This is a genomic window from bacterium, assembly GCA_021372535.1.
Classification (GTDB): domain Bacteria; phylum Latescibacterota; class Latescibacteria; order Latescibacterales; family Latescibacteraceae; genus JAFGMP01.
The window spans coordinates 1-14,719 of record JAJFUH010000183.1; the positions used below are offsets into that span (position 1 = coordinate 1).

General features: G+C 51.5%; 10 protein-coding genes. All 10 read left to right on the forward strand.

Annotated features, from left to right (window positions below; translation table 11 throughout):
• A partial coding sequence (topA, locus tag LLG96_16040; GenBank protein MCE5251719.1) for a type I DNA topoisomerase occupies positions 1-2,088 on the forward strand: 2,088 nt, incomplete at its 5' end.
• Positions 2,088-2,990, forward strand: coding sequence for a tyrosine recombinase XerC (gene xerC, locus LLG96_16045; GenBank protein MCE5251720.1), 903 nt, complete (start codon positions 2,088-2,090; stop codon positions 2,988-2,990). The genes topA and xerC, both read left to right, overlap by 1 nt.
• A gap of 92 nt (positions 2,991-3,082) precedes the next feature.
• On the forward strand, positions 3,083-3,622 hold the full coding sequence (hslV, locus tag LLG96_16050; GenBank protein MCE5251721.1) for an ATP-dependent protease subunit HslV: 540 nt from the start codon (positions 3,083-3,085) through the stop codon (positions 3,620-3,622).
• Between the two features lies 1 nt (position 3,623).
• The gene (gene hslU / locus LLG96_16055; GenBank protein MCE5251722.1) at positions 3,624-4,988 is read left to right on the forward strand and encodes an ATP-dependent protease ATPase subunit HslU; all 1,365 of its coding nucleotides are present in this window, start codon (positions 3,624-3,626) and stop codon (positions 4,986-4,988) included.
• A gap of 170 nt (positions 4,989-5,158) precedes the next feature.
• Positions 5,159-6,091: an ornithine carbamoyltransferase gene (gene argF, locus LLG96_16060; GenBank protein ID MCE5251723.1), complete on the forward strand. Its 933-nt coding sequence runs from the start codon at positions 5,159-5,161 to the stop codon at positions 6,089-6,091.
• Between the two features lie 5 nt (positions 6,092-6,096).
• Positions 6,097-7,788: an Ig-like domain-containing protein gene (locus LLG96_16065; protein ID MCE5251724.1), complete on the forward strand. Its 1,692-nt coding sequence runs from the start codon at positions 6,097-6,099 to the stop codon at positions 7,786-7,788.
• A 21-nt stretch (positions 7,789-7,809) separates the two neighbouring features.
• Positions 7,810-8,970 (forward strand): GuaB3 family IMP dehydrogenase-related protein, encoded by a 1,161-nt coding sequence (locus tag LLG96_16070; GenBank protein ID MCE5251725.1) that lies wholly within the window; start codon positions 7,810-7,812, stop codon positions 8,968-8,970.
• 1 nt (position 8,971) lies between these two features.
• The gene (locus tag LLG96_16075; protein ID MCE5251726.1) at positions 8,972-9,646 is read left to right on the forward strand and encodes a DUF4159 domain-containing protein; all 675 of its coding nucleotides are present in this window, start codon (positions 8,972-8,974) and stop codon (positions 9,644-9,646) included.
• An 85-nt stretch (positions 9,647-9,731) separates the two neighbouring features.
• The gene (locus LLG96_16080) at positions 9,732-12,950 is read left to right on the forward strand and encodes a hypothetical protein (protein MCE5251727.1); all 3,219 of its coding nucleotides are present in this window, start codon (positions 9,732-9,734) and stop codon (positions 12,948-12,950) included.
• Positions 12,947-14,719: a hypothetical protein gene (locus LLG96_16085; protein ID MCE5251728.1), complete on the forward strand. Its 1,773-nt coding sequence runs from the start codon at positions 12,947-12,949 to the stop codon at positions 14,717-14,719. The genes LLG96_16080 and LLG96_16085 overlap by 4 nt, the downstream gene beginning before the upstream one ends.

Here is a 14,719-nt window from a genome sequence, read left to right on the forward strand (position 1 = left end):
GACATAGAGAACGGTTTTTTGCCCCTGTACAGTGTGATAAAGGGGAAAGCGAAAATTCTTTCCGATCTCAAAAAAGCCGCCGACCAGGCTGATACCGTATTTCTTGCTACCGACCCCGACCGTGAGGGTGAGGCGATTGCCTGGCATGTCGCCGGTCGCATTCTGAAAGAAAACCAGCCCTCATTCCGTGTGCTCATCAATCAGATCACCAAGAACGCCGTTCTGAAAGCGATCAGTGAAAAAGGGGAACTGGACCTGAACAAGGTAAACGCCCAGCAGGCCCGGCGTGTGCTCGACAGGCTCGTGGGATACAAGGTCAGCCCGATACTCTGGAAAACGATGTATTCCGGTCTTTCCGCAGGCCGTGTACAGTCGGTGGCTCTCAGGCTTGTGGTTGAGCGCGATATGGAAATCGAGGCATTCACCCCCGAGGAATTCTGGGAAATAAAAGCCCTGCTCGATACGAAACAGCATGAGTCATTCGAAGCAAAGCTTATCAAGAAGAACGGTAAACTGATAAAAATCGGAAATTCCGAAGATTCTGCTTCGGTCGTCCGTGATCTCAGATCATCGTCATTTGCGGTTGCCGATGTCACAAGCAGGAAAACGAAACGTCAGCCTTTCCCGCCTTTCATTACGAGTACACTCCAGCAGGAAGCCTCACGGAGGCTCGGTTTTACCGTTTCAAGAACCATGCGCATCGCACAGACTCTGTATGAGGGTGTGGAACTTGATGATGGTTATGCAGGTCTGATAACCTATATGAGAACCGATTCGACCAGAATCGCTCCCGAGGCTCTTGATGAAGTCCGTGAATATATCGGGAGTAAGTGGGGAACCGATCATCTTCCCGCAAAACCCAATTTTTACCAGAAAAAGAAGGGCGCACAGGATGCCCATGAGGCTGTCAGGCCCGCATCCATGGAGAGAACGCCCGAACGGGTGAAATCCTTCATGACCGCCGAACAGCTGAAACTCTATACGCTCATCTGGAACCGGTTTGTTGCTTCCCAGATGAAACCGGCTGAGCTTACTGTGGTCACCGTGGACATCAAAGCGGGCGAATATGAGCTGCGGTCGAGTGCAACGCATGTTGATTACAACGGTTTCCTCATGGTTTACAAGGATGTAAGCCAGGATGACGAAGAAAAACCATCATCCGATCTTCCCGTGAACCTCAAGACCGGGGATGAACTGATCCTTAAAGATATCTCTTCGGATCAGCGTTTTACCAAGCCGCCCGCTCACTATAACGAGGCGACGCTCGTACGGCAGCTTGAATCGGAAGGTATCGGCAGGCCGTCCACCTACGCACAGATAATCAACACCATCCTCCAGCGAGACTATGTCATCCGTGAGAAAGGAAAACTGTTATCCACCGAACTCGGCAGAAAGGTTTCCGGCCTTCTTGTGAACGGTTTTCCGAACATTTTCTCCGTTGACTTCACCGCCAATATGGAAGAGGAGCTCGATAAAATCGAATCGGGTGAATACGAGTGGCTGTCTGTCGTGAACGATTTTTACGGACCGTTTATCGAATCGCTCGGAAACATAGAAAAACAGACAAAAGAATTAAAAAAAGGCATGATAGAGGAAACGGATGAGGTATGCGACAAATGCGGATCTCCGATGGTTATCCGCTGGGGCCGTAACGGGAAATTCATGGCATGTTCCGCGTTTCCGAAATGCAAGAATACGAAGCCGCTCGAACAGGATGCGCCTGTAAAACTCGATGAACGATGCGAGAAATGCGGCGCACCCATGGAAGTACGGAACGGAAAATTCGGTCGGTTTATTGCGTGCTCCAATTATCCGAAGTGCAAAAATATAAAGCCGTTCACGCTCGGTGTTAAATGTCCTGAGAAAGGGTGTGACGGTGAGATTGTCGAGAAACGGTCCAAGAAGGGGCGGATATTTTATGGCTGTAACCGATATCCGAAGTGTAAATATGCGAGCTGGACGAAACCGGTCAGCATCTCGTGCCCGGCATGTGAAAGTCCCACACTGGTCGAATCAAAAAATGGCGAGTCCTATTCATGCCCGTCCTGTAAAGGTACATTTAATAAAAACGACCTCGAGTTGACGTGATGGAAACATATCTTGAGCTGTTTCTCAAGTATATCATGGTCCAGAAAAATTACTCCGGGCATACCGTTGAGGCCTATGAGCGCGATATCCGACAGTTTATGGGATTTCTGCAGACCAGGGCAGGTGATGTACCGGTGAGTCTCGATCAGTTTTCTCGACAGAACATTCGTGATTATCTATATGCGCTGTCGCAGGCCGGCCTTTCCCGGAAAAGTATCGGTCGTAAACTGGCTTCGCTCAAATCTTTCGGTAAATATCTCGTCAATGAGAGTGTGTTTGAAAAAAGTCCCGCCGGAGAGATCAAAACCCCGAAGATCGAAAAAAAGGAACCTGTTTTTCTGAGCGAGACGGAAGTTATGCATACCATGTCGATACCGGTCGGACAGGATATGATTTCGTTCCGTAACCGGGCTATCCTCGAGGTATTCTACGGTACGGGCATACGGCTTTCCGAGCTTCATGGACTTAATGTAGACAGTATCGATTACTTCGACGGTGTTTTCCGTGTTCTGGGTAAAGGCAGAAAACAACGTATCGTTCCCATTGGCCGTAAGGCAGTGGAAGCGGTGAGAGACTATCTGCCGTTCCGTGAAAAAGAGCTTGTCAGGTGCGGATCTTCGGGTGAGACGGCGCTGTTCGTGAACACAAAGGGTAAACGCCTGGGACAGCGCAGCATTCAACTGGCTGTGACAAAACATCTCAGGATGGTTTCCGAAAAGGAGCATCTAAGCCCCCATGTACTGCGGCACTCGTTTGCCACCCATATGCTCGATCACGGCGCCGATCTGAGAGCGGTTCAGGAACTTCTGGGACATACGTCGCTTTCCACAACCCAGATTTACACCCATGTCACCATGGACAGGCTTATAAAGGCATACCGTCAGGCGCATCCACGGGCCTGAATCAGGAGTTTTTCTGGTGCGGAGACCGGAAGTTTTGAACACCGGCGGAATTGAACGGAATCAAGTTAAAACTATTATACGGAGTAAAAGCTGTGCACGATCAACGCATGCATGCAACAACGATTCTCGGAGTGAGACGGAATGGTAAAGTGGCGCTGGGCGGAGACGGGCAGGTGACATACGGCGATACGGTTGTTAAAAGCTCGGCGGTGAAGATCAGGCGCCTCTATAATGATTCCATTCTCGCGGGTTTTGCGGGAGCGACGGCCGATGCATTTGCACTGTTTGAAAAATTCGAGGGCAAGCTGGAAGAATATTCCGGGAATATGCCCAAGGCTGTCGTGGAGCTTGCCAAGGAATGGCGTACCGACAAGATGCTCAGACGTCTCGAAGCAATGCTCGTGATCATGGACAAGAAACACTCCTTCATCATATCGGGTGAAGGAGATGTCATCGAGCCCGACGACGATGTCGTCACCATCGGCTCAGGTTCTCCGTATGCGCTCGCGGCTGCCCGCGCTTACATTGATGGAACCCGTCTTTCGGCTGCAAAGATCGTTGAAAAGTCGCTTTCCATTGCCGCTGATATCTGTATTTACACCAATAACCGTATAACCGTGATGGAGCTCTGATATGACCGATCGTCAAAAACACCTGACACCGCGTGAAATCGTTCAGGAGCTCGATAAATATATCATCGGCCAGGAAAAAGCGAAAAAATCGGTGGCGATTGCCCTCAGAAACCGCTGGAGGCGGCGCATGGTCCCTGAAGATATTCGTGAGGAGATCATGCCCAACAATATCATCATGATCGGCCCGACCGGTGTAGGAAAAACCGAAATCGCCCGCCGTCTGGCGAGTCTTGCCGATGCTCCCTTCATCAAGGTTGAGGCGTCCAAGTTCACCGAAGTTGGTTATGTGGGCCGTGATGTCGAATCCATCGTCCGCGATCTTGCGGACCTTGCGGTCAACATGGTCAAAGAGCGGTGCAACAAAGAGGTTCAGGAAACGGCGGTAAAACTTGCGGATGACCGGATTCTCGATTTTCTTCTTCCGGCTGCCGGGACAAAAGCCATCGAGTCAGGCGAAAGTGAAGTCCGTGACGAACGGCGCGGGAAAACCCGCGGCAAACTCCAGGAACAGCTTTTAAGCGGACATCTGGAAGACCGGATGATCGAGATCGATGTACCGGTCGAACGGTCGCCGATGATCGAGATTTTTACACCGCAGGGCATGGAGGAAATGGGAATCAATATTCAGGAGATATTCGGCGGTGTCATGTCCGGCCGTTCCAAAAAACGGAAGGTTACCATCAACGAGGCGCGTACCATTTTCCAGCAGGAAGAGAGCCGTAAACTCATCGACATGGATAATGTGATCAAGGAAGCGCTCCAGATGGTCGAGGAGTCCGGGATTGTGTTTGTCGATGAAATCGATAAAATCGCGGGCGAATCGGTGCATGAAACCATCGATGTATCCCGTGAAGGTGTTCAGCGCGATATACTCCCGATAGTTGAAGGATCGACCGTGATGACGAAATACGGGATGGTAAAGACCGATCATGTCCTGTTCATAGCAGCCGGAGCCTTTCATTCGAGCAAGCCTTCCGATCTTATTCCCGAGCTTCAGGGACGGTTCCCCATTCGGGTCGAGCTTGACAGTCTCGGAGAGGAAGAATTTTACCGCATTCTTACCGAGCCGCGGAATGCACTCATCAAACAGTATCAGGCGTTGCTCAATGCCGATGGGATCACCTTGACATTTACGGACGGCGCGCTTCGGGAGATTGCCTCCTCCGCCGACAAGGTCAACAAAAAAACGGAAAATATCGGCGCCCGGAGGCTTCACACGATCATGAGCACACTTCTCGAAAATATACTGTTTGAAACCCCCGCTGAGGAAGGCAAGGTCAAAAAGACCCGCATAACCAAGGAAATGGTTCGCTCCGAGCTCGATGAAATAATAAGCGATGAGGATTTGAGCAGGTATATCCTTTAACATGGTTTGTGGTTTATAGTTCATGGTGAGTGGGGCGTGTTTCGGGAAGGCTGTTATGCCGGATTTATTTCGGCTCCCCATAGAATGAGTGATAAATAATATCAGCGTTTGCTGAATAAATGAAAATACCAGGGAAAATCTCAGGCATATGCTGTAACATAGAGGGTATCATGAAAAAAGATCTTCTCAGTATCGGTGATTTGACAAAGGCGGATTACGAGTTTCTGGTCGCAACGGCGCTTACGATCAAGGGAGATATGGCATCCTTTCAGGATGTGCTCAGGAACAGAACGGTTGTTCTCATTTTTGACAAGCCTTCTCTCAGGACGCGGGTAACGTTCGAGGTGGCCATGCGTCAGTTCGGCGGTAACAGCATCTATATGCGGGGCAATGAAATATCACTCGGCAAGCGCGAAACCATATCCGATGCCGCACGGAATCTTTCACGGTGGGTGGATGGCGTCATCATGCGGACGTTCGGTCACGATATCGTCTCCGAGCTTGCTGAAGCGTCGACCATACCCGTCATCAACGCCCTGACCGACCTCGAGCATCCCTGCCAGGCGCTTGCCTGTTTCATGACTCTGAAAGAGCATCTTGGTGATCTCTGTGGAAAGAAGCTTGTTTTTGTGGGTGACGGGAACAATGTTGCACACAGCCTGATGCTTCTGGCTCCTCTTGCCGGGATGGATTTTACCATGTGCTGCCCGGGCGGGTATGAACCGCTGAAAGAAATTGAAACCCGGGCCATGCGCTCTGCCGGCGAAATGGGGACGACCTGTACGACAGACCATGATCCTTTTGCGGCGGTGAAAGGTGCCGATCTCATATACACCGATGTCTGGGCCAGTATGGGGCAGGAAGATGAATCGGAAAAACGCGCCCGGGACTTTAAAAACTTTCAGGTCAACGGTAAGCTCGTTTCCGCTGCGGGGGAAAAGTGCCTCGTTTCCCACTGCCTTCCTGCTCACCGGGAAGAAGAGATTACCTCGGAAGTTCTCGACAGCGATGTCAGCATCGCATTCGATGAGGCTGAAAACCGCCTCCATATCCAGAAAGCGATTCTCTATACCCTTCTCGGGGCGTCACGTGAGAGGGAGTGAACATCGTGGTATTTTGTCCTCGTGGTAATGGGCGATTCCCCCTTGCGGTAATTGCCTTATTTGTTTTTATAGGGTTTTCATGCGCCAAACAGGGACTGCCGCCCGGGGGTCCGGAAGATAAAATACCGCCTGAACTGATCGGTTCATCGCCTGCCAACATGTCGATCAATGTTTCTGCCGGGGAACGGATCCTGTTCGAGTTTTCGGAACCCATGGATTCCAAAAGCGTTGAAGATAATTTTTTCGTTGTTCCCATTCCTTCTTCGTGGCCGGAATTTTTGTGGCATTCGGGCAGCAGGGCTCTGGAAGTGCGATTCCACGAACCCTTTAAAATGAACACGACCTATGTTGTCTCGATAGGAGCCAAGGCGAGCGACCTGAGGCGTAATCCGCTTGACGACACCGTTACGCTCACGTTTTCGACCGGCGCAACCATCGAGAACGGAAAAATCACGGGCAGAATAATACCATACGGATACTTCTCAAAGGAACCTGAGAAGATTTCCGGAGTCGATATCGTGGCATACAGGCTATCCGATGCAGGTAAGTCACCCGATCCGCGCAGTGATGTACCCGATTATTTTACCCAGAGCGGCAACGATGGAAGCTTTGAAATCACCGGACTGTCACACGGACTTTACCGCATTTTCGCGATTGGCGACAAGGACGGAAACGGATTTTATTCGGAAGGTTCCGATATGGTGGGCATAGCTCCCCATGATGTCGAGCTTGCTGAAAAGGATTCCGTGCGGGCGCCCATGATCATGGTATCGTCGAAGGACACCACCGGTGTTCAGCTCAGATCGGTGAGGGCATCCGATTCGAGGCGGGTCGAGGTATTCTTTGATCGCGCCGTTGTATCCGCCGGTATGCAGCTGGCGTTCGATGGGCTTGAAATCGACGGCTTCTTTGTCGATGTGAAAAATCCACAGACTGTTTCGGTCGCGACAGCGGCGCAGGAAAACGGGAAACGGTATGCCGTCAGCACCCTCGAGGTTTTCGACCGTGACGGGAATGGTGTTGCCCCGCTCGGCTTCAAACCCGATTTCGCCGGCACCGACCGTCCCGATACTACCGCGCTTGAAATTGCTGATTGGGGGCCGAAGATTCTTACAGCCGGCAGCGGGCCGTTGAGGCTTGTTTTTAATCGCATCCTTGCCATTTCCGCCGATTCGGATACCAGTTTTGCTCTGGCTGATGAATCGGGAGAGGATCTGGCTGTCAGGCGTTCTGCCCCGAATGAGATGGAAATTACGCCGCCGAACGGATGGAAAGAAGGCTATAATTATCTTATATCGCTTGAGAAAGAAAACCTGAAGGGTATATCCGGGAACACGTTTGCGGACACGGCCGGAGATATACGTTTCAGGGTTGTTCCCTCCGATACACTTGGATTCATGATCGGGTCGGTTGTCGATCCTGCGGGCGGCGACGGCTCTCTGTACCGTATAGCATGGAAACATATCGAAACCGGTACAGTCAGTGAAATCGGGATCAGAGGACCGGTCGAATGGGCGTCCGGAGGGGTGCTTCCGGGACGATATATAGCATACGCATACCGTGATGACGGCGACAGTACGGTGTTTCGCGGGATGGTTTCGCCGTTTCGGGCCGCCGAACAGGTTGTTGCTTATCCGGATACGATTAAGGTTGTTTCACGCTGGAAAACGGACACAATTCAATTCATTTTCGAATAAACTTTCTTCCGGAGGTCATGTATGAGCGAGTATATCAGCAGAGGACGTAAAGCCCGACGGTGTTACGGTTTTGACGAGATCGCCCTCGTTCCGGGTGATGTTACCTTCAACCCCAATGAAGTCGATGTCTCCTGGATGCTTGAAGGTATTAAAATCGATGTTCCGATCCTGGCTGCGGCTATGGACGGGGTTGTCGATACACGGTTTGCCATCGAAATGGGAAAATTCGGCGGACTTGCGGTGCTTAATCTCGAGGGTGTCCAGACACGTTACGAAAACCCATCGGAAATTCTCGATGCGATTGCGAACTCCACGCCCGAAGAAGCGACAAAACTCGTGCAGGGAATCTACAAGGTTCCGGTAAAAGAGGAGTTGATCGAAAAACGTATTGCCGAAATCAAGAACGCAGGTGTGCGTGCGATTGTTTCTTCGATTCCCCAGAAAGCACAGCGGTATGGCGACATTGCCCAGAGCGCGGGCGTGGATATTTTCGTCGTACAGTCGACTGTCACCACAGTTCGTCATATTTCAAAAGAATATGAACCGCTTAATTTCGAGCGTTTGTGCAAAAAGATGAAAGTGCCTGTTATCGCTGGAAATACAGTGAGTTACACTGCGAGCCTCGAACTTATGGAAACGGGGATTTCCGCTCTCCTCGTCGGCATCGGTCCGGGAGCTGCATGCACGACACGGGGAGTTCTCGGTATCGGAATGCCCCAGGTGACCGCTACCGCTGACTGTGCGTCCGCCCGTGATTTCTGGCTTAAGAAATCCGGCAGATACGTACCCATTATCACCGATGGCGGTATGAGCTCGGGAGGTGACATCTGCAAGGCTTTTGCGAGCGGCGCCGATGCCGTGATGATTGGATCGTCCTTTGCCCGCGCCAAGGAAGCCCCCGGCAGAGGGTACCACTGGGGTATGGCGACATCGCACGAGAATCTGCCCCGCGGAACCCGTATAAGAGTTGGAGTTACCGGTACCCTCGAGCAGATACTGTTCGGGCCTGCCGAGCTCGATGACGGCAGCCAGAATCTGATGGGTGCTCTGCGGACTTCAATGGGTTCTCTCGGCGCGAGTAATATTCGCGAGATGCAGCTTGCCCAGATTATCATCGCACCTTCCATAAAGACCGAGGGTAAAGTTTTCCAGACAGCTCAGCGAGTGGGAATGGGCAAGTGACATGAATTTTGTGAGAAACTGTACAGCCGCGGTATGTCTCATTGTGTTTGCCGGTGCAATGGTATCCGATACACATGCCCGCGAGCCGCTGACCATTGCCCGGCTTAAATACGGGGGAGGAGGGGACTGGTACTCGAATCCGTCTTCTCTCCCCAATCTCATGAAATTCGTTCAGGAAAACGCATCCATTCCGGTTACCGGTACGGAAACGGCAGTCGCTGTAGGGGATGAGGAACTTTTTGATTACCCCATCGTCTACATGAATGGGCATGGGAACATATCGTTTACCCAGTCGGAAACTGCATCTCTCAGGAGATACCTCACTTCCGGAGGATTCCTGATCGCTGATGACAATTATGGCATGGATAAAAGCTTCAGACGGGAAATAAAAAAGGTTTTTCCTGACAAAGAACTGGTGCTTCTTCCAAAAAATCACCCTGTTTTCAACGCATTGTTCTCTTTTCCGGAAGGTATTCCCAAGATACATGAACATGACGGCAAACCTGCACAGGCATTCGGAATTTTCCATGAAGGGCGGATGGTCGTTTTTTATTCGTATGAATCAGACCTCGGCGACGGATGGGAAGATCCGTCGGTCCATAACGATCCTGAGCCGGTCAGGCTTTCCGCGTTGAAAATGGGAACGAATCTTATTGTCTGGGCACTCAGCCAGTGAGCGGTCCGCTGTAATGGAGCATATGTCCGATAATTCATATAATACTATTACCACACGCCTGAAGGCTGTGTCCCGGCGGTATATTATGGCTGGAGCGGCTGAAGCGTTCTGTGCTGCATGTGCTTTTTATGTCGGGCTTACAGCGGTATGTGCTCTCTATGAATCGTTTTATTACCTTCCCGCTCCTGTGCGGAAAATCCTTTTTTTTGCACTCCTTACAGTTTCGGCAGCAGTATTCAGCGTTCTCTTCATCATCCGGCTGGTTCACAGTCCCGGATTGGATGAATGCTCCCGGATGGTCGAGCGAAAATACCCGCATCTCCATGACCGTCTCATCAGCGCTGTACAGCTTGGAAAGCTCGATGACTCCGCGCTCAAGGGCCAGTCATCGGCGCTCGTTGATGCGCTTGTCATCCGGGTCAATGAAGAAGTCCGTTCAATCGACATGCGCCGCGCTGTTTCTCTGGATCGCCTTGTTGCATGGATGCGGGCAGCATATGGCGCGGTAATTGCCGTGCTGGTCATATCGCTCTTTTTCCCCGGCCATATGCTTGTCGGACTCTATCGTCTTGCCGATTACACGCATACCTATCCTCTTCCCGGCGATATCATGGTTTATACCCTCGGCCGTGACAGTTCCATTATCAGGGGAGACAATTTTACCACGACGGGATTTGTTTCGGGCGGGGCGGGAAAAACCCTGAATATCCTCTATCGGTGGGATGATTCGGATATATGGAGTGTCAAACCGGTGCAATTCGATGAAAAATCGGGCTCATTTACCCTGACCGTTGAAAAGCCGCGAACCTCTTTCATGTATTACCTTGAGATGGAAGCATATGAAACCCCGCGATACCGGATAACCGTAATAGACCGTCCTGTCATCGAACAACTGGCGGTGGCGGTGACCTATCCCGGCTATACCGGTCTCGGCACGGTCAGCCGCAGCGATAATGACGGTAATATTCGCGCCCCCGGAGGCTCCAGAGTCGTTCTCACCGCAACGGCAAACAAGCCCATCGCGGAAATGATGCTGCACTGGAGCGATTCGACCGCCACGAAGTGCACCGTTGACCGTTTGACCGGTACCGCCTCCTTTTCCGTCACGCGCGACGCCGATTACTATATCGGGCTTGTCGATACGCTCGGTATATCGAATTCAAATCCTATATCGTACCGGGTGACCTGTCTGAAAGACGAGAATCCCGTAGTGGCGATTCTGAGCCCTGTTTCCGATGTTGAACTGCCGCGTTCGAAGCGTTTTCCCATCGTATACAGGGCGCGTGACGATTTCGGGCTTTCTGCAGTAACGCTCAATTTCCAGCTTCCACAGGAAAAGACACCCCGCGAGGTATCGCTTAAAAAGGGTGTGATCGATAAGGATATTCTCGATGAATATCAGTGGAGCCTGTCAGGTCTGGGTCTTTTACCCGAGGATACCGTTACGTATTTCATCACGGTATATGATAACGATACGGTCAACGGTCCGAAGAAGGGTGTCTCCGAAACACGGACTGTCAGGGTTCCCTCGCTGACCGACCTCCTGAGCGACTCCATCGATAAACAGGAAAACGGCATTCAAACACTTCGCGAAATGACCGAACGCGCAGCCCGTCAGGGGAAAAAACTTGAGGATTTGCAGCGTAACATCAAGAGCGGTAAAGAGATGGACTGGTCGGAGAAAAATGCCCTCAATGAAGCCACAAAAGATTTTGAAAATATGCAGCAGGAGTTGAAGAATCTTTCGGATGTGATCAAGAATACCGCCGATAAACTCTCCCAGGAGGATGTGGCGGCGCTCGAAACACTCGAAAAGATGCAGAAAATATCCCAGATGATGAATGAACTGGCCGACGGCTACATGAAGGATGCGTTGAAGCGTCTCGCCGAAGCCGCGGCCCAGCTCGACCCGGAAAAGATTAACAAGGCGCTCGAGCAGTATAAGTTTTCTTCTGACGTTATGAAGGAAAAGCTTGACCGTTTCATCAAGCTCCTCGAACAGGTAAAATCCATTCAGCGTTTTGAAATGGCGCAGAGAATACTTGAAGATATTTCGTTCAGACAGGCCGAAATCGCCGAACAGTATAAACAGGGGCAGCAGAAGGCGGAAATACCCCGTGAGCAGAATACTCTTGCCACGGAAATGAAAAATCTTGAAAAAGAGCTCGGAGATGTCGCGAAAGACCTGAACGAGCGGTTTTCCCTTGATACAAAACGGCTCGAATCGGAAGTTAAATCCTCCGAAATATCGAAAACCATGGAGGAAACATCACAAAAGATGACGGCTGATAAGCCCGAAGAGGCCCAAAAAGGACTTGATACGTCTAATTCCAGGCTTTCAGGGCTGATGGAAACGATGAAGACCATTGGCAGTACGATGAAGAAAACGAATACCGCCGAGATAAAGCGGCGGTTGTTCAAGGCTGCGGTCGAGCTCATAGCAGTTTCCCGGACACAGGAGGAGCTTATCGGCAGGATCGGAACCGAAACTCCGGAAAACCTTGCAAAGGAGCAGCTCGATGTCATCGATGGCATGAACAGGGCAAAGAAATCGCTTGCCGAATTCGCGGCGGTGTTTGTCGAGGTTTCCGGTGTTCTCGACCAGATTATGACTTCGGCGGACATGACCGCGCGGACGACGCTCGATGCTTTCGCCACAGGAAATCCTGCAGCCGGAAAAGAGGAAGCTCTTTTAACCCTGGGCACGCTCAATAAAACCGTACATTTCCTTACCCTGCTCATTAAGAATTCTTCGGGTGATGGCCCGGGTATGCCCGGTGATCTCATGGATCAGCTTCAGCAGATAGCGAGCGGAGAGCTTTCGCTCCAGATGAATATGAATCCGGGCATGACCGAGGAGATGCTTGCCCGTCTTGCCGCGGAACAACAGAAGCTCGCCGAACAACTCTCCGAATTGAGCCGTAAATTCTCGGAGGATAAAAGACTCCGGGAAATACTCGATAAACTTGTTCAGGACATGGACGATACCGCCGGGATGATGCGGTTGAATGAAAAACGCGAGCTTATCGAGCGCAGACAGCTCGATTTGTACCGCAGGCTTCTCGATGCCCGGAGGTCGCGCCGTGAAAAGGACGAGGACACCGACCGGCAATCGTGGACCGCCAAGCGCGATTATTCCCTCGGTGCGGACGAGCTTGCGGGCGACCGCGGCGAAAAACAGCGCGAGCTGAACGAACGCATCAAAGAGGCGATGAAGGATGATTTCAATCCCGAATTCATGCGCCTGATCCGGCGGTATTTTGAATCGATGCTTCAGGATAACACGGAGGTACGGGCTCGATGAGGCGGCTGCTTACAATGTGGACGATGCTTTTCTGGCAGACGGCAGCTCTGTGCTTTGCGCAGGCACCGTTGATTGACAGCGAGTATCTGAAAGCTCAGGAGTTCGAACAGCAGGGTAACTATTCCGAAGCCCGTGAAATCTACCGTCGTCTTTACGAATCAAAGAAGAACGACCAGTATTTCTGGCGTCTTATGCTCGCCAATGAGCGTCTGAATGATTTCATGAGCATGGAAAAGCTTGCGCTCACACGGCTCGATTCCCATCCCGACGAATTACCGACCATGCGGTATCTTACCCGGGCGTATTACGGTCTCGGCGATACGAAAAAAGCCCGCGAAGTTGCATTGGCCATTATCGGGAACAACTGGAACGATTTCTCGCGTATTGTTTATTCGGCGGGTGAGCTGACTAATAACAATGATTTTGATACGGCTCTCCAGATATACATGAAAGCCCGTGAAAAAAGCAGGGATAGTGGATTATTCTCGGTCGAAATCGGCCGCCTGTATCTTCTCAAGTTCCAGTATGTCAAGGCAATTGAGGAATATCTTAAATCCCTTGAAAGCGTCGAAATATCATATGCGAACATCGAACAGATTATCGATGATGCCCTCGATGCCGGAGAAAAGCCTGAAACTTTTGTACAGCCCCTGGAGAATTATCTCAGGCAGAATCCGAAAAGCGTAAAAACAGCCCGTCTTCTGTCCGGATTGAAATACCGTATGGGGGATTTCCGCGGCGCGCTGGCTGTGCTCGTCGATCCTGCGGTCGCCCCCGGTTCCGCTCAGGAAATCTGGGATATTGCAGGGCGGTTCCGGACGGACGGTCATCCCGGTGAGGCGCTTGCCGCATACGAGGCATTCGGCCGGTTGTTTACCGGCAACCCGAACCGTATCAAAGCATTGAGTAATTCAGCGTCAATCAAAGCCGATATGGGAGACAGTGAAGGCGCCCGCAGGGATTATCTCAGAATTACTCAGGATTACGGCGGAACCGAGGATGCAGCATATGCGACGCTCCGGCTCCTGGAGCTCTCGAAGGACACCATGGGCAGCGAGGGATTCATCAAAGCGCTCAGAGAGTTTGCCTCGGCTACAAAAGTCCGTAAAGCCGCCCTCGAAGCCTCCATGCTTCTTGCCGATACTTTCATGCGCGACGGTAATCCCGGGGAGGCTCACAATGTTCTGTCCGAATTCAGGGTTAAAAGCCGGTCGAAAGAGGAGTTGTATGACATCGCTTCACGGTCCGCACTGTATTACTTTTTTACCGCTGATTTCGAATCCATGGGCCGTGAGGTTGACGCCTGCGTGAGTTATGCATCCGCTGAAAACGATATGAACGATTTACTTGACCTGAAGGTGCTCAACATGAGATGTTCGACCGAATCCGACAGGAAGGGATTTACCGCCCTCGCGCATGGGCGCTATGCCCTGTACCGGGGATTATATGAAGAAGCCGCCGACAGCCTTACATATGCCGCGCAGGATTCCTCGGCAGCGGCGGCGTCATCGGCCGCTCTAACTCTTGCCGGAATGAACCGTGATCGTGGAAACAGCGATCAGGCATATACGTGGTATCTGTATGCCGCATCGGCAGCCCATGATACGACCGAACGTGTGGAAGCCATGATCGATGCCGCGGATTTACTGCTCACCGAACGCAGGGATTCCGAAGGCGCACGGGCGCTCTACCTGAAAGCCATGACATCATGCCCCGGTACGGTCTACGACAGTATTTTGCGCCGCAAACTGAGAATGGTGGTTGAGTGA